At 67.5% G+C, this 24904-nt stretch carries 21 protein-coding genes; 10 read left to right on the top strand and 11 right to left on the bottom strand.

The window, feature by feature from the left end; genetic code table 11:
* The first annotated feature begins 14 nt into the window (after positions 1 to 14).
* Positions 15 to 1232, top strand: a complete 1218-nt coding sequence (locus ACNFBT_RS06340) for a 2-octaprenyl-3-methyl-6-methoxy-1,4-benzoquinol hydroxylase (RefSeq protein WP_416747526.1) — start codon at positions 15 to 17, stop codon at positions 1230 to 1232.
* Between the two features lie 291 nt (positions 1233 to 1523).
* Positions 1524 to 2525, top strand: a complete 1002-nt coding sequence (locus ACNFBT_RS06335; protein WP_416747524.1) for an extracellular solute-binding protein — start codon at positions 1524 to 1526, stop codon at positions 2523 to 2525.
* A gap of 15 nt (positions 2526 to 2540) precedes the next feature.
* Here the strand turns inward: ACNFBT_RS06335 and ACNFBT_RS06330 are convergent, their stop codons facing one another.
* Positions 2541 to 2879: a hypothetical protein gene (locus ACNFBT_RS06330; protein ID WP_416747522.1), complete on the bottom strand. Its 339-nt coding sequence runs from the start codon at positions 2877 to 2879 to the stop codon at positions 2541 to 2543.
* 175 nt (positions 2880 to 3054) lie between these two features.
* On the opposite strand from ACNFBT_RS06330, the gene ACNFBT_RS06325 reads away from it, so the two are divergent.
* The 4 genes from ACNFBT_RS06325 to gcvP all read left to right on the top strand — a co-directional run bounded on the left by ACNFBT_RS06325 (position 3055) and on the right by gcvP (position 9276).
* Complete coding sequence (locus tag ACNFBT_RS06325) at positions 3055 to 4674, top strand: ABC transporter permease (protein WP_416747521.1); 1620 nt, start codon at positions 3055 to 3057, stop codon at positions 4672 to 4674.
* Positions 4675 to 4786: 112 nt separating this feature from the next.
* On the top strand, positions 4787 to 5869 hold the full coding sequence (gcvT, locus tag ACNFBT_RS06320; RefSeq protein WP_416747519.1) for a glycine cleavage system aminomethyltransferase GcvT: 1083 nt from the start codon (positions 4787 to 4789) through the stop codon (positions 5867 to 5869).
* A gap of 65 nt (positions 5870 to 5934) precedes the next feature.
* Complete coding sequence (gene gcvH / locus ACNFBT_RS06315) at positions 5935 to 6324, top strand: glycine cleavage system protein GcvH (protein WP_416747517.1); 390 nt, start codon at positions 5935 to 5937, stop codon at positions 6322 to 6324.
* A gap of 75 nt (positions 6325 to 6399) precedes the next feature.
* Positions 6400 to 9276 (top strand): aminomethyl-transferring glycine dehydrogenase, encoded by a 2877-nt coding sequence (gene gcvP, locus ACNFBT_RS06310; protein ID WP_416747515.1) that lies wholly within the window; start codon positions 6400 to 6402, stop codon positions 9274 to 9276.
* A gap of 640 nt (positions 9277 to 9916) precedes the next feature.
* On the opposite strand, the gene ACNFBT_RS06305 is transcribed toward gcvP, so the two are convergent.
* From ACNFBT_RS06305 to ACNFBT_RS06280, 6 genes are all read right to left on the bottom strand, one after another.
* Entirely contained in the window at positions 9917 to 10243 is a 327-nt protein-coding gene (locus ACNFBT_RS06305) for a DUF2388 domain-containing protein (RefSeq protein WP_416747513.1), read from the bottom strand.
* A gap of 113 nt (positions 10244 to 10356) precedes the next feature.
* On the bottom strand, positions 10357 to 10674 hold the full coding sequence (locus ACNFBT_RS06300; protein WP_416747511.1) for a DUF2388 domain-containing protein: 318 nt from the start codon (positions 10672 to 10674) through the stop codon (positions 10357 to 10359).
* 73 nt (positions 10675 to 10747) lie between these two features.
* A complete protein-coding gene (locus ACNFBT_RS06295; protein WP_416747509.1) occupies positions 10748 to 13147 on the bottom strand; it encodes a tetratricopeptide repeat protein in 2400 nt (799 codons plus the stop codon).
* 125 nt (positions 13148 to 13272) lie between these two features.
* Positions 13273 to 14547 carry a c-type cytochrome gene (locus tag ACNFBT_RS06290; RefSeq protein ID WP_416747507.1) on the bottom strand — a complete coding sequence of 425 codons (1275 nt, stop codon included), beginning with the start codon at positions 14545 to 14547 and terminating at the stop codon, positions 13273 to 13275.
* Between the two features lie 2 nt (positions 14548 to 14549).
* Positions 14550 to 16133, bottom strand: coding sequence for a GMC family oxidoreductase (locus ACNFBT_RS06285; RefSeq protein WP_416747505.1), 1584 nt, complete (start codon positions 16131 to 16133; stop codon positions 14550 to 14552).
* A gap of 2 nt (positions 16134 to 16135) precedes the next feature.
* Positions 16136 to 16642: a sugar dehydrogenase complex small subunit gene (locus ACNFBT_RS06280; protein ID WP_416747503.1), complete on the bottom strand. Its 507-nt coding sequence runs from the start codon at positions 16640 to 16642 to the stop codon at positions 16136 to 16138.
* 218 nt (positions 16643 to 16860) lie between these two features.
* On the opposite strand from ACNFBT_RS06280, the gene ACNFBT_RS06275 reads away from it, so the two are divergent.
* From ACNFBT_RS06275 to ACNFBT_RS06265, 3 genes are all read left to right on the top strand, one after another.
* Positions 16861 to 17655, top strand: a complete 795-nt coding sequence (locus ACNFBT_RS06275) for a thymidylate synthase (protein WP_416747501.1) — start codon at positions 16861 to 16863, stop codon at positions 17653 to 17655.
* 286 nt (positions 17656 to 17941) lie between these two features.
* The gene (locus ACNFBT_RS06270) at positions 17942 to 19099 is read left to right on the top strand and encodes an iron-containing alcohol dehydrogenase (RefSeq protein WP_416747499.1); all 1158 of its coding nucleotides are present in this window, start codon (positions 17942 to 17944) and stop codon (positions 19097 to 19099) included.
* 7 nt (positions 19100 to 19106) lie between these two features.
* A complete protein-coding gene (locus tag ACNFBT_RS06265) occupies positions 19107 to 19541 on the top strand; it encodes an acyl-CoA thioesterase (protein ID WP_416747497.1) in 435 nt (144 codons plus the stop codon).
* Positions 19542 to 19862: 321 nt separating this feature from the next.
* Here ACNFBT_RS06265 and ACNFBT_RS06260 read toward each other — a convergent pair whose 3' ends face one another.
* Positions 19863 to 20228 (bottom strand): hypothetical protein, encoded by a 366-nt coding sequence (locus ACNFBT_RS06260; protein ID WP_416747495.1) that lies wholly within the window; start codon positions 20226 to 20228, stop codon positions 19863 to 19865.
* 276 nt (positions 20229 to 20504) lie between these two features.
* On the opposite strand from ACNFBT_RS06260, the gene ACNFBT_RS06255 reads away from it, so the two are divergent.
* Positions 20505 to 21047, top strand: a complete 543-nt coding sequence (locus ACNFBT_RS06255; protein WP_416747494.1) for a DUF2087 domain-containing protein — start codon at positions 20505 to 20507, stop codon at positions 21045 to 21047.
* A gap of 45 nt (positions 21048 to 21092) precedes the next feature.
* Here the strand turns inward: ACNFBT_RS06255 and ACNFBT_RS06250 are convergent, their stop codons facing one another.
* The 3 genes from ACNFBT_RS06250 to ACNFBT_RS06240 form a co-directional block, all read right to left on the bottom strand.
* Positions 21093 to 21539, bottom strand: a complete 447-nt coding sequence (locus ACNFBT_RS06250; protein WP_416747492.1) for a glycine zipper domain-containing protein — start codon at positions 21537 to 21539, stop codon at positions 21093 to 21095.
* Between the two features lie 122 nt (positions 21540 to 21661).
* Positions 21662 to 22156: a glycine zipper domain-containing protein gene (locus ACNFBT_RS06245; protein ID WP_416747490.1), complete on the bottom strand. Its 495-nt coding sequence runs from the start codon at positions 22154 to 22156 to the stop codon at positions 21662 to 21664.
* Between the two features lie 400 nt (positions 22157 to 22556).
* Positions 22557 to 24878 (bottom strand): FdhF/YdeP family oxidoreductase, encoded by a 2322-nt coding sequence (locus ACNFBT_RS06240; RefSeq protein WP_416747488.1) that lies wholly within the window; start codon positions 24876 to 24878, stop codon positions 22557 to 22559.
* Positions 24879 to 24904: the final 26 nt, after the last annotated feature.

Raw genomic sequence — 24904 nt, 5'->3', positions numbered from 1 at the left:
CATAAGGAAATTCGATGCACGCGGATCTGGTAATAGTCGGGGCCGGCATGGTCGGCAGCGCGTTGGCCCTGGCCCTGGAAGGCAGCGGCCTGGACATCCTGCTGCTGGACGGCAGCCCGATGAGCGTCAAGCCGTTCGACCGCGAGTCGCCCTTCGAGCCGCGCGTCAGCGCCTTGTCCGAGGCCAGCCGGCGCATCCTCCAGCGTCTGCACGCGTGGGACGGCATCGCCGCGCGCCGCGCCGAGCCCTACCGCGAGATGCAGGTGTGGGACGGCTCCGGCACCGGGCAGATCCACTTCAGCGCCGCCAGCGTACACGCCGAGGTGCTCGGTCATATCGTCGAGAACCGCGTGGTGCAGGATGCGCTGCTGGACCGGCTGCACGACTCCGCCCTTGGTCTGATGCCCGGCGCGCGCCTGGAGCAATTGCGCCATTCCGGCGACGACTGGCTGCTGACCCTGGCCGACGGCCGGGAAATCCGTACGCCGCTGGTGATCGCCGCCGACGGCGCCAACTCGGCGGTGCGCCGCCTGGCCGGCTGCGCTACCCGCGAGTGGGATTACCTGCACCACGCCATCGTCACCAGCGTGCGCTGCGAGAGGCCGCACCTGGCCACCGCCTGGCAACGCTTCACCGATGACGGCCCGCTGGCCTTCCTGCCGCTGGCGAAGGAGGGCGACGCGCACTGGTGCTCGATCGTCTGGTCGACCACCCCGGAGCAGGCCGAACGCATCATGGCGCTGGACGACGAAGGTTTTTGCGCCGCGCTGGGACGGGCCTTCGAACACCGCCTCGGCGCCATCGAACATGCCGACCGCCGCCTTTGCATTCCGCTGCGCCAGCGTCACGCCAAGCGCTACGTGGAGCCGGGGCTGGCGCTGATCGGCGATGCCGCGCACACCATCCACCCGCTGGCCGGGCAGGGCGTCAACCTCGGTTTCCTCGATGCCGCGGTGCTGGCCGAGGTGATCCTGCATGCCTACGAGCGGGGCGAGAACATCGCGGATGAGCGCGTGCTGAGCCGCTTCGAGCGTCGCCGGATGCCGCACAACCTGGCGATGATGGCGGCGATGGAAGGCTTCCAGCGCCTGTTCCAGGCCGACCCGCTGGCGGTGCGCTGGCTGCGCAATGCCGGGTTGCGACTGGTGGACAAGCATCACGAGGCCAAGGGGATGTTCGTGCGGCAGGCGCTGGGGCTTTCCGGCGATCTGCCGACGCTGGCGCGGGTTTGATAACGGCGGCCTGCGGCCCCCTCACCCTAACCCTCTCCCAGGGGGAGAGGGGACTGATCGGCGCAGGCTGAACGTTCAGATCTCGCCGGCTGACTCCGCAATGACCGCGCACTCCGAACTGCCCCCTCTCCCTTTGGGAGAGGGCTGGGGTGAGGGCGCTCGCGCTCCGAGCCAAATACCCCGCGACCCCGCACCGCACCCTCCCGAAACACCCCGACACACCTGCGCGACCCAGTAGCAAATGCGGTTCCTTATCATTTGCGGAATATCTTCCCCGCAAAGGACACGCCCATGCTCATGCGCAAAGGTCTTCCCGCCACCCTCCTGCTGGCCGCCATCGCTGGCACCGCCCAGGCCGCCGACGAAGTGGTGGTCTATTCCTCGCGCATCGACGAGCTGATCAAGCCGGTGTTCGACGCCTATACCGAGAAGACCGGGGTGAAGATCAAGTTCATCACCGACAAGGAAGCGCCGCTGATGGCGCGGATCAAGGCCGAAGGTGCCAACACCCCGGCCGACCTGCTGCTGACCGTCGACGCCGGCAACCTCTGGCAGGCCGAGAAGATGGGCATCCTGCAGCCGTTCGACTCGCCCACCCTGGACGCCAACATCCCGTCGCAGTACCGCTCCGGCACCGACAGCTGGACCGGCCTGTCGCTGCGCGCGCGCACCATCGCCTACTCCACCCAGCGGGTGAAGCCCGACGAGCTGAGCACCTACGAGGCGCTGGCCGACAAACAGTGGGAAGGCCGCCTGTGCCTGCGCACGGCGAAGAAGGTCTACAACCAGTCGCTGACCGCCACCCTGATCGAGACCCACGGCGAGCAGAAGACCGAACAAATCCTCAAGGGCTGGGTGAGCAACCTGGCCACCGACGTGTTCTCCGACGATACCGCGCTGCTCCAGGCCATCGCCGCCGGCCAGTGCGACGTCGGCATCATCAATACCTACTACTACGGCCGCCTGCACCAGGAGAAGCCGGACCTGCCGGTGAAGCTGTTCTGGCCGAACCAGGGCGACCGTGGCGTGCACGTCAACCTGTCGGGCATCGGCCTGACCAAGTACGCGCCGCACCCCGAAGCCGCCAAGAAACTGGTGGAGTGGATGACCGGCCCGCAGGCCCAGGCGCTGTTCGCCGGCATCAACCAGGAGTTCCCGGCCAACCCGAAAGTGGCGCCGTCGCAGGAAGTGGCGGCCTGGGGCGCGTTCAAGGCCGACAGCATCCCGGTCGAGGTTGCCGGCAAGCGCCAGGCCGAGGCGATCAAGCTGATGGATCACGCCGGTTGGAACTGATCGTCGGTCGACGCCTCAAGGGGCGTCTGACTTTGCCTGGAACTGCGCCGAAATGGCCTGGTTTTTCCCCTGCAGGAAGCAGGTGAGTATCCCGTCCTCGTCGCTGTCCCGACGCAGTACCAGGTGGAGACGCCGGTCGACGCGCTGACCTTCGACCTCGCCGTCATAGGCATCCTCGCGGGTCAATCGCGCATCGACCCACAGCTCTTGCCAGCGTTGCGCTTGTTCCGGGGTGCCGATCAGGGTGCGGTGGGCGAGGTTGAGGCAGGCTTCGGTAGCGGTGGGTTCGTCGCCGAATGCCAGTCCACAGAGCGGGGCGAAGAGCAGGATTGGCAGGGTGCGGCGGAGAAGCATGGACTTTTTCCTGAGTGAGGGGGATGGCACAGTGGGCGATTCGACCGCTCTACCTTGCGCTTTATCCCTGCTTGCTGAGGATCGGTTGATTTCGAGCTCGCGGGCGGAGTGTTCCGAGCGTCACTCGGATGTGTCTGATCCGAGTACCCACTGAAGTTTCTGGATAGCCCGCCGCATGCGCGTCAACCGCTGGTACCCCATCACTTTCATCGTCGCCGCCCTGGTATTGCTGCCGATCAGCGTGCTGCTGCTGAGCTGGGCGGAGGTCGACCGGGACATCTGGGCGCACATGTGGGACACCCAGCTGCCGCGCCTGCTGGGCAATACGCTGATCCTGGTGGGCGGCGTAGGCGTTGGCGTGACCCTGCTGGGCGTGAGCCTGGCCTGGCTCACCAGCCTCTGCGATTTCCCCGGCCGGCGCTGGCTGGACTGGGCGCTGATGCTGCCCTTCGCGGTGCCGGCCTATGTGCTGGCGTTCGTCTTCGTCGGCCTGCTGGACTTCGCCGGTCCGGTGCAGACGCTGCTGCGCGAGTGGTTCGGCAACGGCCTGCGACTGCCCCGCGTGCGCTCCACCGGCGGGGTGATCACCGTCCTGGTGCTGGTGTTCTATCCCTACGTCTACCTGCTGGCGCGCACCGCGTTCCTCGCCCAGGGGCGCGGGCTGACCGAAGCGGCGCGGGTGCTCGGGCTGTCGCCCTGGGCGGCGTTCTGGCGGGTCGCCCTGCCCATGGCGCGGCCGGCCATCGGCGCTGGCCTTGCGCTGGCGGTCATGGAGACCCTGGCGGACTTCGGCACCGTCTCGGTGTTCAACTTCGATACCTTCACCACCGCCGTGTACAAGACCTGGTACGGCTTCTACAGCCTCTCCAGCGCCACCCAGCTGGCCAGTCTGTTGTTGCTGTTCGTCATGCTGGTGCTGCTGGGCGAGCGCTACAGCCGGGGCCGCAGCGGCGTACCCAGCGAGCGGCCACGGGGTGCCGCGCTGTATCGCCTGCACGGCTGGAAGGCCTTCGCCGCGACCTTCTGGTGCTTGCTGGTGTTCGCCTGCGCCTTCGTCATTCCGTTGCTGCAGCTGCTGGTGTGGTGCTGGCAGAAGGGCCGTTTCGACCTCGACGAGCGCTACTGGGGGCTGATACTGCACAGCCTTTACCTGGGCGCTTGCGCCGCGCTGCTGACGGTGGCGGTGGCGCTGCTGCTGGCCTTTGCCCGCCGCCTGTCGCCCACCCCGGCAGTGCGTTCGGCGGTCGCCCTGGCCAACCTCGGCTACGCACTGCCCGGCTCGGTGCTGGCGGTGGCGATCATGCTGGCCTTCAGCTGGCTGGACAATCACGCGGTGATCCCGTTGTCTGCGGCCCTGGGCGGCGCCGGCAAGCCGCTGCTGCTGGGCAGCCTCGGCGCGCTGCTGGTGGCCTACCTGATCCGCTTCATGGCGGTAGCCCATGGCCCGCTGGAGGGCGCCCTGGCGCGCATCCGTCCGTCGCTGCCGGAAGCGTCGCGCAGCCTTGGGGTGGGTGGCGCGGGGCTGTTCTTCCGGGTCTACCTGCCGCTGCTGCTGCCAGGGGCGCTGAGTGCCGCGTTGCTAGTGTTCGTCGACGTGCTCAAGGAAATGCCGGCTACGCTACTGATGCGCCCCTTCGGTTGGGACACGCTGGCCGTGCGGGTCTTCGAAATGACCAGCGAAGGCGAGTGGGCGCGGGCCGCGTTGCCGGCCCTGACGCTGGTGCTGGTGGGGCTGTTCCCGGTCGTCGGCCTGATCCGTCGCTCGGCCCGCGCGGCCGGTTGCGCCGATCGCTGAGATTCGACTGTCGGACCCGCTGTCCACGGGCCGGTCATGCGACTACAATGCGCGCGTTTCGTGCGGGCCGTACTCGCGCTCCGCACCCGCCTCGCCCGGAAGGAGACCACCCATGGGACAGCGCACACCGCTCTATGATTTGCACGTCGCCCTCGGCGCCAAGATCGTCGATTTCGGCGGCTGGGACATGCCGCTGCACTACGGCTCGCAAGTCGAAGAGCACCACCAGGTACGTCGCGACTGCGGCGTGTTCGACGTTTCCCACATGACCGTGGTCGACGTCACCGGTCCGCAGGCGAAGGAATACCTGCAGCGACTCCTGGCCAACGACGTCGAACGACTGCAAACCCCGGGCAAGGCGCTGTACAGCGGCATGCTCAACGACCGTGGCGGGGTGGTCGACGACCTCATCGTCTACCTGGGCGTGTACGGCTACCGCGTGGTGGTCAACGCGTCCACCCGCGACAAGGACATGGCCTGGATGCAGGCCCATACCGAAGGCTTCGACGTCACCCTGAACGAGCGCGCGGACCTCGCGATGCTGGCGGTCCAGGGCCCGAATGCCCGCGAGAAGACCGCCGAGCTGGTCACCCCTTCGCGCGCCGCGCTGATCCGCGAACTCAAGCCCTTCCAGGGCAAGGCCGACGGTGACTGGTTCATCGCCCGCACCGGGTACACCGGCGAGGACGGTCTGGAAATCATGCTGCCGGCTGCCGAGGCGCCGGGCTTCCTCAACGAACTGGTCGGCGCCGGCATCGCCCCGGCGGGCCTGGGCGCGCGCGATACGCTGCGCCTGGAAGCCGGGATGAACCTGTACGGCCAGGACATGGACGAAGAGATTTCCCCGCTGGCCGCCAACATGGGCTGGACCATCGCCTGGGAACCCGAAGGCCGCGACTTCATCGGCCGCCAGGCCCTGGAGGCACAGAAGGCCGCGGGCGATGCGCCCAAGCTGGTCGGCCTGGTACTGGAGGAGCGCGGCGTGCTGCGTGCCCACCAGGTGGTGCGCGTCGCCGGTGTCGGCGATGGCGAGATCACCAGCGGCAGCTTCTCCCCGACGCTCGGCAAATCCATCGCCCTGGCCCGCGTGCCGGCCGCCACCGGCGACCGTGCCGAGGTGGAAATCCGTGGCAAGTGGTACCCCGTTCGCGTCGTTCAGCCGAATTTCGTGCGTCATGGCAAAGCCCTGATCTAAATTGCATGATCTAACTTGAATAGGGCGGCATCGCCGCCCGTCGCCCAGTCACCGAGGAAAACAAGATGAGCAATATCCCCGCCGACCTGCGTTACGCCGCCAGCCATGAGTGGGCGCGCCTGGAAGCCGACGGTACCGTGACCGTGGGCATCTCCGACCATGCCCAGGAAGCCCTGGGCGACGTGGTCTTCGTCGAACTGCCGGAGCTGGGCAAGACCCTCGCCGCCGGCCAGGAAGCCGGTGTGGTCGAGTCGGTGAAGGCCGCCTCGGACATCTACGCCCCGGTGGGCGGCGAAGTCATCGCCATCAACGACGTGCTGGCCGACACCCCCGAAGAAGTGAACAACGATCCGTACGGCTCCTGGTTCTTCAAGCTCAAGCCGAGCAACCCGGCGGAGCTGGACAAGCTGCTCGACGCCGCCGGCTACCGCGCTTCCTGCGACGCCGACGCGTAAGACACCGCTGTACACACAGGCCTCGACTCGTCGGGGCCTGTTCTTTTAAGGCACGACCTTTCGAGAACCGACGCCATGTCGAACACCCCTTCGCTTTCCCAGCTGCACCAGCCCGACGCCTTCCTCGCCCGCCACCTCGGCCCCGACGCCGCCGAACAGAAGGCCATGCTCGACGCCCTCGGCATCGTCAGCCGCGATGAGCTGATCGTGCAGACGGTGCCGCCGGCCATCCGCCTGAACCGGGCGCTGGACCTGCCGGTTGCCCTCGACGAGCAGGGCGCGCTGGCCAAGCTGAAGGGGTACGCACAGCAGAACCAGCTGTGGACCAGCCTGATCGGCACCGGCTACTACGGCACCCTGACCCCCACGGTGATCCTGCGCAACGTGCTGGAAAATCCGGGCTGGTACACCGCCTACACCCCCTACCAGCCGGAGATCGCCCAGGGCCGTCTCGAGTCCCTGCTGAACTTCCAGCAGATGACCATCGACCTCACCGGCCTCGACCTCGCCAGCGCCTCGCTGCTCGACGAGGCCACCGCCGCCGCCGAGGCCATGGCCCTGGCCAAGCGCGTGGCCAAGGCCAAGAGCAACCTGTTCTTCGTCGACGCCCAGTGCCACCCGCAGACCATCTCCGTGGTGCAGACGCGCGCCGATGCCTTCGGCTTCGACGTGGTGGTCGACGAGGTGGAGAACCTCGGCCAGCACCAGGTGTTCGGTGCGCTGCTGCAATACCCCGATACCCGTGGCGAAGTCCGCGACCTGCGCAGCCTGATCGACGCGCTGCACGCCCAGCAGGCCATCGCCTGCGTGGCCAGCGACCTGCTCGCGCTGCTGCTGCTCACCCCGCCGGGCGAGCTGGGCGCCGACGTGGTGCTGGGCAGCGCCCAGCGCTTCGGCGTGCCCATGGGCTACGGCGGTCCGCACGCGGCCTTCTTCGCCTGCCGCGACGAATACAAGCGCGCCATGCCGGGGCGGATCATCGGCGTGTCCAAGGACGCCCGTGGCAATACCGCGCTGCGCATGGCCCTGCAGACCCGCGAGCAGCACATCCGCCGCGAGAAGGCCAACTCCAACGTCTGCACCTCGCAGGTACTGCTGGCCAACATCGCCAGCCTGTATGCCGTCTACCACGGCCCGCAGGGCCTGAAACGCATTGCCCAGCGCGTGCACCGCCTGACCGCTGTCCTGGCCGCCGGCCTGGAAGCCAAGGGTGTGAAACGCGTCAACCAGCACTTCTTCGACACCCTGACCCTGGACGTCGGCGCACAGCAGCAGGCCATCGTCGAGCGCGCCCGCGCCGCCCGCGTGAACCTGCGCATCGTCGGCGAAAACTGCCTGGGCATGAGCCTCGACGAAACCAGCAGCGCCCAGACCGTCGCCGGCCTGTTCGACATCGTCCTCGGTGTCGGCCACGGCCTGGAGGTCGAGCGCCTGGACGCAAGCGCCGTGGCCGAGGGCATCCCCGCCGCCCTGCAGCGCAGCAGCGGCTACCTGAGCCACCCGGTGTTCAACCGTCACCACAGCGAAACCGAGATGCTGCGCTACCTGCGCCAGCTCGAAGGCAAGGACCTGGCGCTGAACCAGGCGATGATCCCGCTGGGCTCCTGCACCATGAAGCTCAACGCCACCAGCGAGATGATCCCGATCACCTGGCCGGAGTTCGCCAGCCTCCACCCCTTCGTCCCGCGTGAGCAGGCCGAGGGCTATCGCCTGATGATCGAAGAGCTGGAGCGCTGGCTCTGCGCGATCACCGGCTTCGACGCCATCTGCATGCAGCCCAACTCCGGCGCCCAGGGCGAGTACGCGGGCCTGCTGGCGATCCGCAAGTACCACGAGAGCCGTGGCGATGTGCACCGCAACATCTGCCTGATCCCGTCCTCGGCCCATGGCACCAACCCGGCCTCGGCGATCATGGCGAGCATGCGCGTGGTCATCGTCGAGTGCGACAAGGGCGGCAACGTCGACCTGGAAGACCTCAAGCGCAAGGCCGAGGAAGCCGGCTCGCAGCTGTCCTGCCTGATGATCACCTACCCCTCGACCCACGGCGTGTACGAGGAAGGCATCCGCGAGATCTGCGAGGTCATCCACGCCCACGGCGGCCAGGTGTACATGGACGGCGCCAACCTCAATGCCCAGGTTGGCTTGGCGCGCCCGGCGGACATCGGCGCCGACGTGTCGCACATGAACCTGCACAAGACCTTCTGCATTCCCCACGGCGGCGGCGGCCCGGGCATGGGGCCGATCGGCGTGAAGCAGCACCTCGCGCCCTTCGTCGCCAACCACCCGGTGATCCGCATCGAAGGCCCGAACCCGCTCAACGGCGCGGTGAGCGCCGCGCCCTGGGGCAGCGCCAGCATCCTGCCGATCAGCTGGATGTACATCGCCATGATGGGCCCGCAGCTGGCGGACGCCACGGAAGTTGCGATCCTCAACGCCAACTACCTGGCCAGCCGGCTCGACGGCGCCTTCCCGGTGCTCTACCGCGGCCGCAACGACCGCGTCGCCCACGAATGCATCCTCGACCTGCGCCCGCTCAAGGCGCAGACCGGGATCAGCGAGGAAGACGTGGCCAAGCGCCTGATGGACTACGGCTTCCACGCGCCGACCATGTCCTTCCCGGTGCCCGGCACGCTGATGGTGGAGCCCACCGAGAGCGAGTCCAAGCATGAGCTGGACCGCTTCATCGAGGCGATGCTGTCGATCCGCGCGGAGATCGCCAAGGTCGAGTCGGGCGAGTGGCCGGCCGAGGACAACCCGCTCAAGCGCGCGCCGCATACCCTGGCCGACGTCACCGGCCTGTGGCAGCGCTCCTACGAGATCGTCGAGGCGGTGACCCCGACCGAGCACACCCGCGCCTTCAAGTACTGGCCGGCGGTGAACCGCGTGGACAACGTCTACGGCGACCGCAACCTGTTCTGTGCCTGCGTGCCGGTGGATGACTACCGCGAGTGAGCTGTGCGCTGAACTGAAAAAGCCGCCTTCGGGCGGCTTTTTTGTTTTGGCTCTTCATAGGAGCGGACTTTGTCCGCGATGCTCTTGCTCTTCGTAGGGCGAATAACGCCTAAGGCGTTATCCGCCGTTTTGGCTTTTTGGTGTTTCTGCGCCGCTTCGGCGTGTGCCGGACTATTTGTTTCGCCCCCTCGGGCGAGTCCCTTTTGTCAAACGTCGGATAGCCGCCCTCACAAAAGGAACCAAAACGTCTTGCCCCTGCATCCGGCCCCGGCTTCGCCGGGGTTCCCTCGCTCCATCGGAGTTTCAGGGGCCCGCGTCGACGGGCCATCCCTGGCCCAACGACGCTCTCGCGGCATCCATGCCGCTCAACCCCTGAAACTCCGACTCCACTCGGCCTCCTGAAGGGGCGCTCCGGCGCGCGCGGATGTTTCTCTGGAAGCCGCTTTTCGTAGGAGCGAGCTTGCTCGCGAATCGACCCACCGACGAAGCCGCCAGCAAACACCGTTCGCGAGCGAGCTCCTACAGGAAGCAGATCGGCGCGTGGGACATTCGCTGTGCGGCCAGGGCGAAGCGGTACCCATGTTTCGCCAGCCAGGGCGAAACGGCCCGCGGCGAGCGCCAGGGGCCGCGCCGGTGGGTTTCAGTGGGCAGGTGCATCGTTGCCGCGAGCCAGGATGGCGTTGGCCAGCTCCATGTCGCTGCGATCACGCAGGCTGGGGTTGTCGCTGCGCAGGCGGGTCAGTGCGGATTCAAGGTAGGGCCCACGGATCGCGCCATCGCTGGCGACATAGGCGGTGGCGTCGTCCTGGGCGGCGACGATCAGTTTGTGGTCGTGCCTGAAGGTCAGGTAGAGCGCTGCGGTGGTCGCGCCGGACGAAATGATGTCGCGCCAGAAGTCGTCGGCCATGGCCGAGGCGACGGGCAGGGCAAGCAGGGCAAGAACGGTGGCCAGTTTGGCGGTGTGCATCAGAATCACCTCCGGAGGGTCCGTATACAGGTGAGATGCGCGGGGTTTGCGGGGAGTTCCACCTTTGCGCCGGGCGGCGCGCGTTGCGCTGGAGGCAGCGCGCGCCGTCGCGGTCAGCGTTGGCTGGCGAGGAGGGCGGTGGCCAGGTCCGCGTCGCTGGCGTTGGCCAGTGCCGGGTTACTGGTGCGCATCTGCTGCAGCGCGGCCTCGAGGTAGGGGCCGCGAATGGCGCCATCGGTGGCGATGAAGCTGGCGGCATCGTCCTGGGCCGGGCCGACCAGTTTGTGGTCGTCGCGGCTGGTCAGGTAGCTCGACGCGGTGGTGGCGCCGGAGGTCAGGACCGAGCGCCAGAAGTCGTTGTCTTCGGCCATGGCCGAGGCCAGCGGGAGCAGGGTGAGGGCAAGGACGGCGGGGATGAAGCGGCGACGCATGGTAACTCCTTGGTTGAGTGCGTCTGTCAGAGCTTTTGCCGCTTCGCGAGTTCCCGCCTGTTCGTCGGAAGATTCACTCACGCTTGAGCGTGGGATCGTCCGGGTTCTGCTGTTCCAGTTCCGCCAGCAGCATCTGCACTTTCTGCATCTGCCCGGTTTCGCGCAGGTAGCCGATCAGCGCCAGGCGCGCCGAGCGGTTGGCCGGGTGGCGTTGCAGCAGCGCTTCCAGCTCATGGGCGGCGGCGTCGGCTTCGCCGCTGTCGTGCAGGGCGATGGCCAGCACGTAGCGGAACTGGTCGTCGTCCGGGGACAGCCGCACCGCTTCGCGCAGCTCCTTCAGCGCCGCCGCGTGCTCGCCCTGGCGCACCAGGGCGAGGCCGTTGACGTGGTGCAGCAGGCCGGCGGCTGGATGCTGGCGCAGGGCGTCGTCGAGCAGTTGGCGGGCGTCGGCCTGGCGACTATTGGCTTCCAGCCACTGGATCAGCGTCACGGTGGCCGGCAGGAAGTCCGGGTTGCGCGCTATCGCCGCGCGCAATGCGGGCTCCACCTGGTCTCCACGGCCGGTGCGCTGGTAGAGCATGGCGAGGTTGAGGTTGGCCTCGGCGCGCTCGGCCAGGCTCTTCTGTACGTCCTCGTATTCGCGCAGCCCCTTGTCCAGTGCTTCGTCGAGGCCGGGGCGCGCCTGCGGCGGCAGCTGCGACAGCTGCCAGGCGGCGGCGATGCGCACGGCACGGGTCGGGTCGGACAGCATGGGCGCCAGCATGGGCGCCAGTACCAGGGCCTGTTGCGGGGCATTGGCGAGGGGCAGGACGACGTTGACGGCGGCGGTGCGCACCAGCGGGTCGGTATCCTTCAGGCCCTGTGCCGCCAGCTCCAGCGATCGCGGGCTGGGATAGGCGGGCAGTTCGGCCATCAGCGTGGCGCGACGGATCGCCGGCAGTTCGGGCGAAGCCAGCAGTAGGTGCAGCGCGCGGGAGGCGCCCGGCTTGCCGCCGCGGGCCTTCCACAGGGTGTCGTCGTAGCGCGGGGTGGGGTTGCCGGAGGCATTCGGCTTGGCCGGTTGCTCACTGGCGTACCACTGGCGGAACTGCTCGGCGATCTTCTTCGCCGGGGTGTCCTTGTGGCAGGCCTGGCAGGCATCCGGCGCGCCGATGTGCCGCGCATGGGCGGGGTCGGGCAGGCTGAAGCCGTGGTCGTGGCGGTAGTCGTTGACCATGTAGTAGCGGCCCGGCATGTGGCAGGACGTGCACTGCGCGCCGGGGCTGCCGGGTTCATGGTGATGGTGCTCGGGCGAGTCGTAGTTCTTCGCCTGCAGGCCCTTGCCGTCGATCTGCGGGCGCACCGGCTTGCCGGCGGTGTTGTGGCATTGCAGGCAGACGCCATTGCCCGGGGCCTTCAGCTCGCCGCTGTGCGGGTTGTGGCAGTCGGTGCACTGCACGCCCTTGGCGAACATCTTGCTCTGGGTGAAGGAGCCCCACTCGAAGACCTCCTCCTTGATCTTGCCGTCGATCTCGTAGAGCTCGCGGGTCAGGGTGCTGGGCAGGTAGTCGTCCATGAAGCGGTTCTTGTTCTGGTAGCCGTCGCCCAGCGGCGCGCGGCGGGCATGGCAGCGCGCGCAGGTTTCGACGACGGTGCTCTGGCTGGCGTTCTTCAGCGGCACCTCGAAGCCCTTGTCGGCGCTGCGGTCCGGCTTCTGCGCCCATTCCAGGTGCTTCGACGCCGGCCCGTGACAGGCCTGGCAGCCGACGCCGAGGCTGTTCCAGTGGCTGGCGAAGCTGTCGGTCTTTGCGTCGTAAGTGCGCTTGAAGCCGGTGGTGTGGCACTCCACGCACATGAAGTTGGCGTTCTGCGCGGGGCGGGTCCAGTGCAGTTCGTCCTTGTAGTCGATGCGCTGCCCGGGCATGAGCTGGAACCAGTGGTTCTTGCGGCTATCCCAGGCGACGCCGAGGGCCTGCAGGCGGCCGCCGGGATATTCCAGCAGATACTGCTGCAAGGGTTCGATGCCGAAGGTGTAGGCCACCTTGAAGTCGGCCGGCTTGCCGTCGTTGCCGGGGGTGTTTACCCAGTATTCGTCGCCCTTGCGGAAGAAGCGGGTGGTCTCGACTTCGCCCTTGAAGGTGACGTCGGCGAAGTCGCCCAGCACGTTGCCTTCGCTGGCCGGTTTCATCGCCTGCTGGTGATGGGAGCCCTGCCAGTCCTTGGTCTGCGCCTGGTGGCAGCCTTCGCAGGTGGATTCCGCGACCAGTTGCGCGGGTTGCGCCGCGGGTGCCGGTGGCTGCGGAGCGGGGGCGGCGGCCTGGACCGGCGGGTGATCGCTGGGCAGGGTGACGCCACTGTCCTGCTGCACCCAGATCCAGGCGCCGAGGGTGACCAGGAGGAGTACGCCGGCGGCAGCTGCAAGCCAGGTGCGGCGGGGGGCGGAAGGTCGGGATGCCGGGGGAGTGGGACGAGGCTTCTTGGTCTTGTTGGACATGGACTTCCGTTGTTCCGCGACGACTCCAGGGGTAAGGGAGCTTCCGTGAGCAGGGGGTGGCTGTCAACGCGGGGGGGCGCTTTCATCCTGTGATGGCGGCCCGCCACCGGCTTTGGGGTTGGGCCTCAGGGCTGGCGTATTTCCGCGACCCGCGCGCTGTCGACTTTTATCTCCGGATTGCCGAACTGCGCCGTGAGGTAGTTCACCAACGTGGCGATCTGTTCGTCGTTGAGGGTGCCGGCGAAACCAGGCATGAACAGCTCCTGGTCGCCGACCTTGCGGTGCACGCCGCCGAGCACCACCTGCACCAGGTTGTCCGGTTGCAGGGCGCCGACCGCGCTGTTCTTCAGCAGCATCGGGTAGTAGCCGTCCTTCACCCCTTCGCCGCTCCAGGAGTGGCAGCTGGCGCAGTTGCCCAGGTACAGGCGGGCGCCGTCGTTCTGATTTTGCACGTCCTGGCCGCGCAGGGTGATCACGTCCTCGGCCGGCTTGCCCCACTGGAAGCGCGCCTTGCGCTCGCCGTCGCTAACCGCCGGGACGCTGCGCAGGTAGGTGGCGATGGCCTGCAGGTCGGCCTCGGCCAGGTACTGGAAGCTGTGCTCGACCGCCTCGCCCATGGGGCCCGCGGCCTGGGCCTTGCCCGGCACGCCGCCGGTCTTGAGGTACTGCACGAGCTCCGCGTCGCTCCAGCCGCCGATGCCGCTGTGGGTGTCGGGGGTGATGTTGAAGGCGTACCAGCCGCCCAGGGCGGCGCCGGCGAGGTAGCCGGTGCCGCGTTCGTTCATGGCCTTCTCCTGGAAGGCCATGCCGCGCGGGGTGTGGCAGGTGCCGCAGTGGGCCAGGCCCTGGACCAGGTAGGCGCCACGGTTCCAGGCGGCGCTTTGCTTCGGATTGGGCTGGTAGACCTGGTCGTCGTGGAACAGCAGGTTCCAGATCGCCAGCGGCCAGCGCACGTCCAGCGGCCAGGCGATGTCCGAGTCCTGGTTGGGCTGCGCCACCGCCTGCACGCCGCCGTTGAGGAACCAGGCGTAGAGCGCCCTCATGTCGTCGTCGTTGATCTTCGCGTAGGCGGTGTAGGGCATCGCCGGGTAGAGCCGGATGCCGTCCTTGGCCACGCCGTCACGCAGGGCGCGGGCGAAGTCGTCGTAGCTGTAGCTGCCGATGCCGGTCTTCGGGTCGGGGGTGATGTTGGTGGAGTACACGGCGCCCAGTGGCGTGGCCAATGGCAGGCCGCCGGCGAAGGGTTTGCCGCCCGGCGCGGTGTGGCAGGCGGCGCAGTCGCCGGCGCGGGCCAGGTATTCGCCGCGTTGCAGCAGTTCCTGCGGCGCCGGGTCCAGGGAGTTGGCGGCGTGGCCCGGCAGCGGCGCGGCGAGCAGGGCGAGGAGGGCCAGGGCTTTCATCGTCAGGCCTCGTGCTTCAGCTGGTCGGCCAGGCGCAGGGCCAGGGCGGCGATGGTCAGGGTGCAGTTCACCGAGCCGACGGTGGGCATCACGGCGCTGCCGGCGATGAACAGGTTGGGGTGGTCGTGGCTGCGGCAGTGACTATCCACCACCGAGTCCTTCGGGTCGGCGCCCATCAGGGTGGTGCCGGTGATGTGGTTGTTGTTGGCGAAGTTGTCCTCGAACACCACCTCGGTGCCGCCCAGCAGTTTCGCCGCGTGGGTGTACACCTCGCGGGTGTGCTCGGCGCTCTTGTGCACGTAGTCGTCCATCGCGTAGGTGAACTCCGGCTTGGGGATGCCCACCGCGTCGCGCTCGCTGGCGCTGGGGACGATGCGGTTCTCCGGGTGCGGGAGGATCTCGTGGAAGCTGTCGAAGCGCACGAAGCGCGCGGCGCGGTCGCGGATCTGCGCCTCCAGTTCGCGGCCCAGCAGCAGCGGGCCCTTGCGGATCAGCTCGGCGGCCACCTGGTCGGTGCGCGAGAGGTTCGACAGGTGGATCTTCTTGGAGGCGTATTGACTGCGGAAGGCGCCGTCGCGGAAGCCCACCATCGAGGTCATCTCCTGCGGCCCACGGCCCGGCCAGAGCTTCTCGTCGGCATAGAACTGCACGGCGGTGCCGGGATGGTCCATGAGGTTGCGGCCGACCATGTCCGAGCTGTTGCCGACGTCCGACATCAGCATCAGCTTGGGTGTCTCGATGCCGTTGGCGGCGAGGATGAAGGTCCCGCCCTCGACCCGCTGCTCGTTGCCTTGCGGGTCCTTGTACAGCGCGGCGGTGATCTTGCCGCCTTCGCCGTTCTCCAGCTTGAACACCACGGCGTTTTCCACCAGCCGCGCGCCGGCGGCTTCGGCCTTCTCGACGTGGACGATGCCGTTGTACATGGCGCCGATGGGGCAGATCGGCATGCAGTTGTTGTTGCCGCAGCAGGTCGGCCGCTGGTCGTAGGGGCGGCTGTTGCGCGCCACCGGTTCGGTGACCACGCGGTAGCCGTTGGCGTTGAGCAGGGTCTTGATGCGCTGCTCGTTCCACGACAGCGGCAGGGGCGGCATCGGGTAGGGCTGGCTGCGTGGCGAATCGAGCTCCTCGTCGCCCGGTCCCCAGACGCCCAGTTCTTCCTCGGCGCGCTGGTACCAGGGTTCGAGCTCGGCGTATTCGATCGGCCAGTCGCGGCCCACGCCGTAGAGGCTGCGCAGCTTGAAGTCGTTGGGCAGGAAGCGCCAGGCGGAGGCCGCCCAGTGCCAGGTGGTGCCGCCGACCACGCGCAGGTACTGCACGTCGTAGGGATGCGTGCCCTTCTGGATCAGGTAGTGGTTGTCCGGGTGGAACTGCGGGTGCGGGGCGTGCGGGCTGGACGGGTAGGCCGCCTGGTTGTCGGACTTGTCCGCCTGGTTGCGGAAGCGCTCGACGATCTCCCAGCGCTCCATGCGCGGCCCGGCTTCAAGGATCAGCACGTCCTTGCCGGCCAGTGCCAGCTGATGGGCCACCAGCGCCCCGGCCACGCCGGAACCGACCACCACGAAATCCGCGCGTTGCGTGTCGGCCATGTTCAAACCTCCCGTTCGGCCGGCTGGGCCGCCCAGAAGCCCGGCTTGTTCGGGCAGTAGCTGCGGATCACCAGCACATCGTCCACCGCCTTGAACATCAGCGCCTGCTCGTAGGTGATCACGCTGGCGTTGCTGGCCTCGCCGATCTGCCCCAGGTACCAGCCACCGAGGATCTGCCGGGCCAGCCACTGCGGGCGCTCGCCCCAGCTGGCGGGCGGGTCGGCCAGGTGCGCCTGGAGTTCGGCGAGGCTTTGCTTGAGCGCTGTGTCGCGCTGGGCCAGGGCTTCGAACAGACGCTGGCCGATGCGCGGGTCGAGGTTGCTGCGTCCGGTCAGGCGCTGGGACAGGGTCATGAAGCTGGCCAGTTCCGCCTCCGCCTGGGGCGTCAGCGCGGCCCAGGTGCGGGCGGCGGGACTGAGCAGCACGCCACCCACCGCCGCGCCGGCGCAGGCCGCTGCCAGCAGGCGGCGGCGGGACAGGGGGAAGTCGGGTCGTTGAACGTCAGACATGCAGACCTCTCTGGCACCAGGCAAAGGTGGCGGCGCGCGGTCTTGCGCCGCTTGCATCGTGTCGTTCGGAACTTGGGCGGCCACCGGGCCGGTCGGGGTGGCGAGAGCGGGCCGCGCCCCTTAGTATTGCCGCTTGTTCAGATTCTGCCTGGGCGGATCGATCCGCCGGCGGCCACCGCGAGCCGCGCCGCAGAGCCTCACCGGATAAGACTGCATCGATGAAACAGTACCTCGACCTCATGCGCCACGTGCGCGAACACGGCACCTTCAAGAGCGACCGCACCGGCACCGGCACCTACAGCGTGTTCGGCCACCAGATGCGCTTCGACCTGGCCGAAGGCTTCCCCCTGGTGACCACCAAGAAGTGCCACCTGAAATCGATCGTCCATGAGCTGCTGTGGTTCCTCAAAGGCTCGACCAACATCGCCTACCTGAAGGAAAACGGCGTCTCCATCTGGGACGAATGGGCCGACGAGAACGGCGACCTGGGCCCGGTCTACGGCTACCAGTGGCGCTCCTGGCCGGCGCCGGACGGCCGCCACATCGACCAGATCGCCAACCTGATGGAAATGCTGAAGAAGAACCCGGACTCGCGCCGCCTGATCGTTTCCGCGTGGAACCCCGCGCTGATCGACGAGATGGCCCTGCCGCCGTGCCACGCGCTGTTCCAGTTCTATGTCGCCGACGGCAAGCTCAGCTGCCAGCTGTATCAGCGTTCGGCCGACATCTTCCTCGGCGTGCCCTTCAACATCGCCAGCTACGCGCTGCTGACCCTGATGGTCGCGCAGGTTGCCGGGCTGCAACCGGGCGAGTTCATCTGGACTGGCGGCGATTGCCACCTGTACGCCAACCACCTGGAGCAGACCGACCTGCAGCTGACCCGTCAGCCGCTGCCGCTGCCCACCATGAAGATCAACCCCGAGGTGAAGGACCTGTTCGACTTCCGCTTCGAGGACTTCGAGCTGGTCGGCTACGAGTCCCACCCGCACATCAAGGCGCCGGTCGCCGTCTGATACTCCTCAAGGGCCGGCGCAATGCCGGCCCTTGCGTTTCAGGCTGCCCATTTCATTTCCCCGGGGTGAGCCCTCCGTCCCCGCTGCCTGCTGATTGTATTCATCTTGTGAATGATTGTTCCGCTCTGCGGTACGGTATTCCGTATGTGGATGGGTTCTTTGCTATGCTGCCCGTCCTGCCCCTTCCAAGGGAGGGGCGGAGGACCAGCGACGGCGGATTATTCTCGGTGTCCTGGCCGGCCCGCTCTGCGATGGGGCTTGCAAGCACAACAAGAAGGGGACCGTCATGCAGCCTTTCAGCTTCGCCACCACCGCGCAGATCCTCTGCGAGAGTGGCTCCGCCGCCCGCCTGGGCGAACTCTGCCGCGAGCGCGGTGCCCAGCGTGTGCTCATCGTCACCGACCCCGGCATCACCCGGCTGAGCATGCTCGACGGCGTGCTGCCGGGCTTTGCCAGTGCTGGCGTGGCGGTGGAGGTCTTCGATCAGGTGCTGGCCGACCCGCCGGAAAGCGTAGTGCTGGAAGCCGCCGAACAGGCCCGCCGGATGGCCGCGCAACTGGTGATCGGCTATGGCGGCGGCAGTTCGATGGACGTCGCCAAGCTGGTGGCGTTGCTGGCGCACCCGCTGGCCTCCCAGGGGCTGAAGGACCTCTTCGGCGTCGGCAATGCCCGCGGCCCGCGCCTGCCGCTGATCCAGGTGCCGACCACCGCCGGCACCGGTTCGGAGGTTACGCCGATCGCCATCGTCACCACCGGCGAGACCACCAAGATGGGCGTGGTCAGCCCGCACCTGCTGCCGGACCTGGCGGTGCTCGACGCCGACCTCACCCTCGGCCTGCCGCCGGCGGTCACCGCCGCCACCGGCATCGACGCCATGGTCCACGCCATCGAGGCGTACACCAGCAAGCTGAAGAAGAACCCGCTGTCCGACCTGCTGGCCCGCGAGGCCCTGCGCCTGCTGGCGCTGAACCTCGACGAAGCGGTGCACAACGGCCGTAACCGCGAGGCCCGCCAGGCCATGCTGCTGGGCGCCTGCCTGGCCGGGCAGGCCTTCGCCAACGCCCCGGTAGCGGCGGTCCATGCGCTGGCCTATCCGCTGGGCGGGCACTTCCACATTCCCCACGGCCTGAGCAACGCGCTGGTGCTGCCGGAAGTGATCCGCTTCAATGCGCCCAAAGCCGGAGCCCTGTACGCCGAACTCGCGCCGTTGTTGCTGGGCGACCGCCTGCGCCTTGATGCGGACCGAACCGAGCAGTTCATCGCCGAGCTGACCGACCTCAGCCCGCGCTGCGGCCTGCCTTCGCGCCTGCGTGACGCCGGCGTGCCGGAGGACAGCCTGCCGCGCTTGGCCGCCGATGCGATGTTGCAGCAGCGCCTGCTGGTGAATAATCCCCGCGAAGTCAGCGAAGCCGATGCGCTGGCCATCTACCGAGCCGCCTACTGAGAGAGCGATGAGCGAACAGCACCCCAGCCGCGCCGACTACGCGCACTTCCAGCCGATTACCACCCGCTGGCACGACAACGACATCTACGGCCACGTGAACAACGTGACCTACTACGGCTTCTTCGACACGGCAGTGAACACCTACCTGATCGAGCGCGGCGGCCTGGATATCCACAACGGCGAGGTGGTCGGCTTCGTGGTCAGCTCCAGCTGCGACTACTTCGCCCCAGTGGCCTTCCCCGAGCGCATCGAGGCCGGTCTGCGGGTCGGCAAGCTGGGCAACAGCTCGGTGCAGTACGAGTTGGCGATCTTCCGCGAAGGCGAGGACCTGGCCTGCGCGGCGGGCAGGTTCGTGCATGTGTTCGTCGACCGTGCGAGCAATCGCCCGGTGTCGATTCCGGCGCCGCTGCGCGAGGCGATGGAAGTGCTGCTTCGCGCCTGAACGGCTTTTCGTAGGAGCGGACTTTGTCCGCGATGCACTTTTGGAAAGCATCGCGAAGGACTCCATGGCCGCAGCATTCGTAGGGCGTACAACCGTTCGCGGTTGTACGCCGATACGCCGCGATCGTCAGTTGGCAAATGGGTTGAGTTCGACGCGCTCGGTGACAGGTGTCCTGGTTAGAGTCCGTGCGGCCGGAAACCAAGGTCAAACGGCGTATAACGTCGAACGTTATGCGCCCTACGCTCCCGGTCAGGCTGCTGCAGGAACGACGGGGGCGCCTGGCCCTTGTCCGCGAAAGGAGCGCTGCATCGGCCCGCCAATTCACCAGCCCATCGGATAATGCTCGATCCTGCAGGGCCGCTCGTTCCCGTCGTTCTTGCACATCCCGTCGAGGTACTGGTAGCGCATCCACACCCGCTGCCCCGGTGTCGGCCAGTGCCTGCGCGGGATCATGCTCTGCCAGTCGGCACTCTCCGGCTCGAAGGCGATCACCGCACCCTTGGCCGGGCATTGCGCTTCGGCGGGTCTGGCCTTGACCGACTCCACCCGCCCCTTGAGCCCCGGGTGAGGCTGTTTCACCGTCGCGGTGATCTCCACTTCCAATCGGCATACCTGCCAGGCTCCGGCCTGCGCCGTGTTCGCCAGCAGCGGCGTCGACAGCAACCCGGCAATCGCTACAACCTTCACGGATAGCTCCTTCTCCATAGTGATCCCTGCCCGGCAAGCCTATACCAGCTTCGCCGATCCGGTCGGGGCTTGCCCTGGGCGCCGCCGGGGGCCTATGCTGGCCGCCGGTCGGCAGTTCACCCAGGCGTCGCCGCCTCCGTATGGAGAGCGCTAAACCTGCCGCGCGGTTCCCCGCACCCTTGACGATCCGACACACATCCCTTGAGTGCCGCATCGGAATCCGGCGACCCCCGATAACCTCTGCGCGAGGTCTTGGCACGCAACGAGGATTGCACTGTGTCCAGGCAACGCTTGCCCTTCAACTCCCCCGACATTTCCGCCCTGGCGAAATCGCTGACCCGTCAGCTCGATGAGTCGCCTGAACGTCCCGGCCATGTCGAAATGCTCAATCTGCTGGCCCGCGCGGTCGGCTTTCGCAACTACCAGGCGCTGCGCGCCAGCCACCAGGCCGAAGTGCGCCTGGCGCGCAAGGCCGAACCCGAAGCGGCGGTGGACTTCCGCCGCATCGAGCAGTGGCGGCGCTATTTCGATGGATCCGGCTGCCTGCAACGCTGGCCGAAGAAACACAGCCACCGCGAGGCCTGCCTCTGGGTATTGTGGTCGCGGCTGCCGGCGCGCCAGCGCTGGAGCGAGCGGGAGCTCAACGAGCGGCTGCGCACCCAGGAGCGCCTCGGCGATCACCTGCTGCTGCGCCGGGCGTTGGTCGATGGCGGCTGGCTTTCGCGCACCGACGACGGCGGCGAGTACCGGCGCATCGAGCGGCGCCCACCTGTTGAACTGAGCGCGCTGCTCTCCGTGCTGCCGGCTTGCCAGGCCTGAAATGAAAGAGCCCGCCGGAAGGCGGGCTCTTGGTTCAACGCAGCATCAATCGTCGTCGTGATGCTTGTGCTTGTGCTTATAGTGACCCTTGGCCTTGTGGTAGCCGCTGTCGTGGTGGCCATCGTCGTCATCGTCGTTGTTCTTGTCGGCCATGTGGTTGCCCAGCGCGCCGCCCGCGGCGCCGCCCAGGCCCGCACCGATGGTGCCGCCAGTGGAACCGCCGACCTTGTTGCCGATGACCGAGCCGCCGGCTGCACCCAGGCCGCCACCAATGGCCGCCTCGGTCTTGTTGCCGTTCTTCGCGCCCATCGCGCCGCCGGCCGCACCGCCGACACCTGCGCCGATGGCTGCGCCGGTGGAGCCGCCCAGGGCGCCGCCGACCACGTTGCCCAGGGCACCGCCCACGCCGCTGCCGATGGCAGCCTTGGTGTCATCGGCCATGGCGTGGCTGGCCAGGAGGGCCAGCGTCAGAACAGAAAGAGTCTTACGCATCTTGCGAACCTGAATGTAGGAAAGGGTTGCGGAGATTGTCCCGCACAGAAAACAGCCGGGCAATCTGCGCCCGGCTGTCAGTCATCGTTTCCGTGGACTGATCGCGGTTTATCTGCCGACGATCAATCCCAGTCGCGGTGGTGGTGCTTGTGCTTGTACCAGCCGCGATGGCGACCGTTGTCGTGCCAGTCGCCGCGGTCGTAGTAGCGCGCGCGACGGTAGCCGTCGTGGTGGTGGTAGTCGTCATCGTCGTCGCGGTTGTTGTCGGCGTAGTGGTTACCCAGTGCGCCACCTGCGCCGCCGCCCAGGGCCGCGCCGATCAGGCCGCCGGTTGTACCACCCATCTTGTTGCCGATCACCTGGCCGCCGGCTGCGCCCAGGCCACCGCCGATGGCGGCTTCTGTCTTGTTACCGTGGCGGGCACCGACCGCACCACCGGCCGCACCGCCGATACCGCTACCAATGGCGGCGCCGGTGCTGCCACCGACCGATTGGCCGATGACCGAACCCAATACCCCGCCCAGGGCGCCACCGACGCCGGCACGGGTGTCGCCGTCCGCGAAGGCGGTGCCACCAACCAGCGCAAGAGACAACAGGAGCATCGAGGAGTATTTCATAGAGAGGATCTCTCTGTGTGGATGTTGGGAGCGATCCTGTGTTCGTGCGAAGGCTCTGACAAGCCACTTCCGACGAATAACACGACTTTCAGCAAATAATGCAAGTATTTGATTTGAGGTCAGAACTTTTTCGATTTTGGGCGGTCTGAGTGTTATTGCAGGGTTTGGTTTTGTGTGTGTTTTTCCTGCAAATTGCCATTGCAATGATGGCAAATCACAAAAAGCCCCTCTCCCTCCCGAGTTTACCTTTCAGCCTCTTCCTACGTGATGCGATTTCGGCGGATTTTTCGCGGGATGCCCTTTCGCGTGCGCGTAGAAGTCCGGCGTGCCGGGGCTGGGGGACGTGCGTGTGCCCATGCGCAGAGGGATGGGCGCTCCGGGCGGAGCGCCGCAAGGGGCTTCAGACGATCCGCAGGCTCGGCTGTGCCTTCTCGAAGCGGATGGCGACGAACTTGGAGGTCGGGGTGTAGCTGCCCACGCCGTGGCTTTCCAGCGGCACCAGCGGGTTGGTTTCCGGGTAGTAGGCCGCCGCCTGGCCGGCGGGGATGTCGTAGGCCAGCAGGGTGAAGCCGCTGACCCGGCGCTCCACGCCGTCCGCCCAGAGCGACACCATGTCGACCTTCTCGCCCGGTTCGAAGCCCAGGCGGCGGATGTCCGCTGCGTTGGCGAACACCACCTCGCGCTGGCCGCGCACGCCGCGGTAGCGGTCGTCCAGGCCATAGATGGTGGTGTTGTACTGGTCGTGGGAGCGCAGCGTCTGCAGGATCAGGTGTGGCTCCTGGCCGGATTGGCGAACCTTCTCGTGGACCAGGTCCGCCGGCAGCGGCTGGCTGTGGAAGTTGGCCTTGCCGCTGGCGGTGTTCCAGCGCCGGTCGGCGGCGGCATTGCCCAGGTGGAAGCCGCCAGGGTGCGCCACGCGGCGGTTGAAGTCGGTGAAGCCGGGGATGGTGTCGGCGATCAGGTCGCGGATGCGGTCGTAGTGGCCGATCAGCGCGTCCCAGTCCACCGGGTGGTTGCCCAGGGTCGCCTTGGCGATGCCGGCGATGATGGCCGGCTCCGAACGCATTTGTTTGGAGGAGGGCTCCAGCTGGCCGTAGGACGCGTGGATCATGCTGAAGGAGTCTTCCACGGTCACCGCCTGCGGGCCTTCGGCCTGGCGGTCGATGTCGGTGCGGCCAAGGCACGGCAGGATCAGCGCGTCGCCGCCCACGGTGAGGTGGCTACGGTTGAGCTTGGTGCTGATCTGCACGGTCAGTGCGCAGCGCTCCAGGGCGCTATGGGTACGCGGGCTGTCCGGGGTGGCTTGGGCGAAGTTGCCGCCCAGGCCGATGAAGACTTTCGCCTCGCCCTTGAGCATGGCCTCGATCGCCTCGACCGTGTTGTGGCCGTGCTCGCGTGGCACCTTGAAGCCGAAGCGGCGTTCGAGGGCATCGAGCAGCGCCACCGGCGGGCGGTCGTTGATGCCCATGGTGCGGTCGCCCTGCACGTTGCTGTGGCCGCGCACCGGGCACAGGCCGGCGCCGGGGCGGCCAACGTTGCCGCGCAGCAGTTGCAGGCTGACCAGTTCCTGGATGGTCGGCACCGAATGGTGGTGTTGGGTGATCCCCATGGCCCAGCAGACGATCACGCGTTCGGCGCGGCGGTACATGACCGCGGCCTGCTCGATCTCCTCAAGGCTCAGGCCCGACTGCTGCACGATGTGGTCCCAGTCGGTGGCGTCCAGCTCGGCCAGATAGGCGTCGACGCCCTGGGTGTGCTCGGCGATGAAGGCATGGTCGAACACCGCCGGCTCACCCTTGGCCTGGGCCTCGCGCTCCCACTGCAGGAGGAACTTGGCGATGCCGCGCACGGCGGCCATGTCGCCACCCAGCGCCGGGCGGAAGAACGCGGTGTTCAGTGGTTCGGAACCGTTGGTGAGCATCTCCAGCGCGTTCTGCGGGTGCTGGAAGCGCTCCAGGCCGCGCTCCTTGAGCGGGTTGAAGGCGACCACCTGGGCGCCGCGCTGCACCGCCTCGCGCAGTGGTTCGAGCATGCGCGGATGGTTGGTGCCGGGGTTCTGGCCGAACACGAAGATCGCGTCGGCATGCTCGAAGTCGTCGAAGGTCACGGTGCCTTTGCCGACGCCGACGCTTGCACCCAGGGCCACGCCGCTGGCCTCGTGGCACATGTTCGAGCAGTCGGGGAAGTTGTTGGTGCCGAAGGCGCGGACGAACAGCTGGTAGAGGTAGGCCGCCTCGTTGCTGGCCCGGCCGGAGGTGTAGAACTCTGCCTGGTCGGGGCTTTCCAGCGCGTTCAGGTGCCGGGCGACCAGCGCGAAGGCGTCGTCCCAGGCGATCGGCTGGTAGCGGTCGGTGGCCGGGTCGTAGCGCATCGGCTCGGTCAGGCGGCCCTGGTATTCGAGCCAGTAGTCGCTTTGCTCGCGCAGGGCGCTGACGCTGTGGCGGGCGAAGAAAGCGGCGTCCACCCGGCGCTTGGTGGCTTCCCAGTTCACCGCCTTGGCGCCGTTCTCGCAGAACTTCACCCGGCCGTCTTCGGGCGAGTCGCCCCAGGCGCAGCCGGGGCAGTCGAAACCGCCACTCTGGTTGGTCTTGAGCAGTGCGCGCAGGTTCTTGAAGGGCTGCTTGCTGTCCAGCCAGAAGCGGGTGACGCTGATCAGCGCGCCCCAGCCGGCGGCCGGACCTTTGTAAGGTTGGTAGCGAGGGTTTTCTTGTTGCAGGCTCATGGGGGCTCTTTCTTGAGGGACGGCTG

The organism is Pseudomonas sp. NY15181, from assembly GCF_048068055.1.
Lineage (GTDB): Bacteria > Pseudomonadota > Gammaproteobacteria > Pseudomonadales > Pseudomonadaceae > Pseudomonas.
The sequence above is the reverse complement of the archived record's forward strand: the minus strand, read 5'-3'. Positions and strand labels throughout refer to the sequence as shown.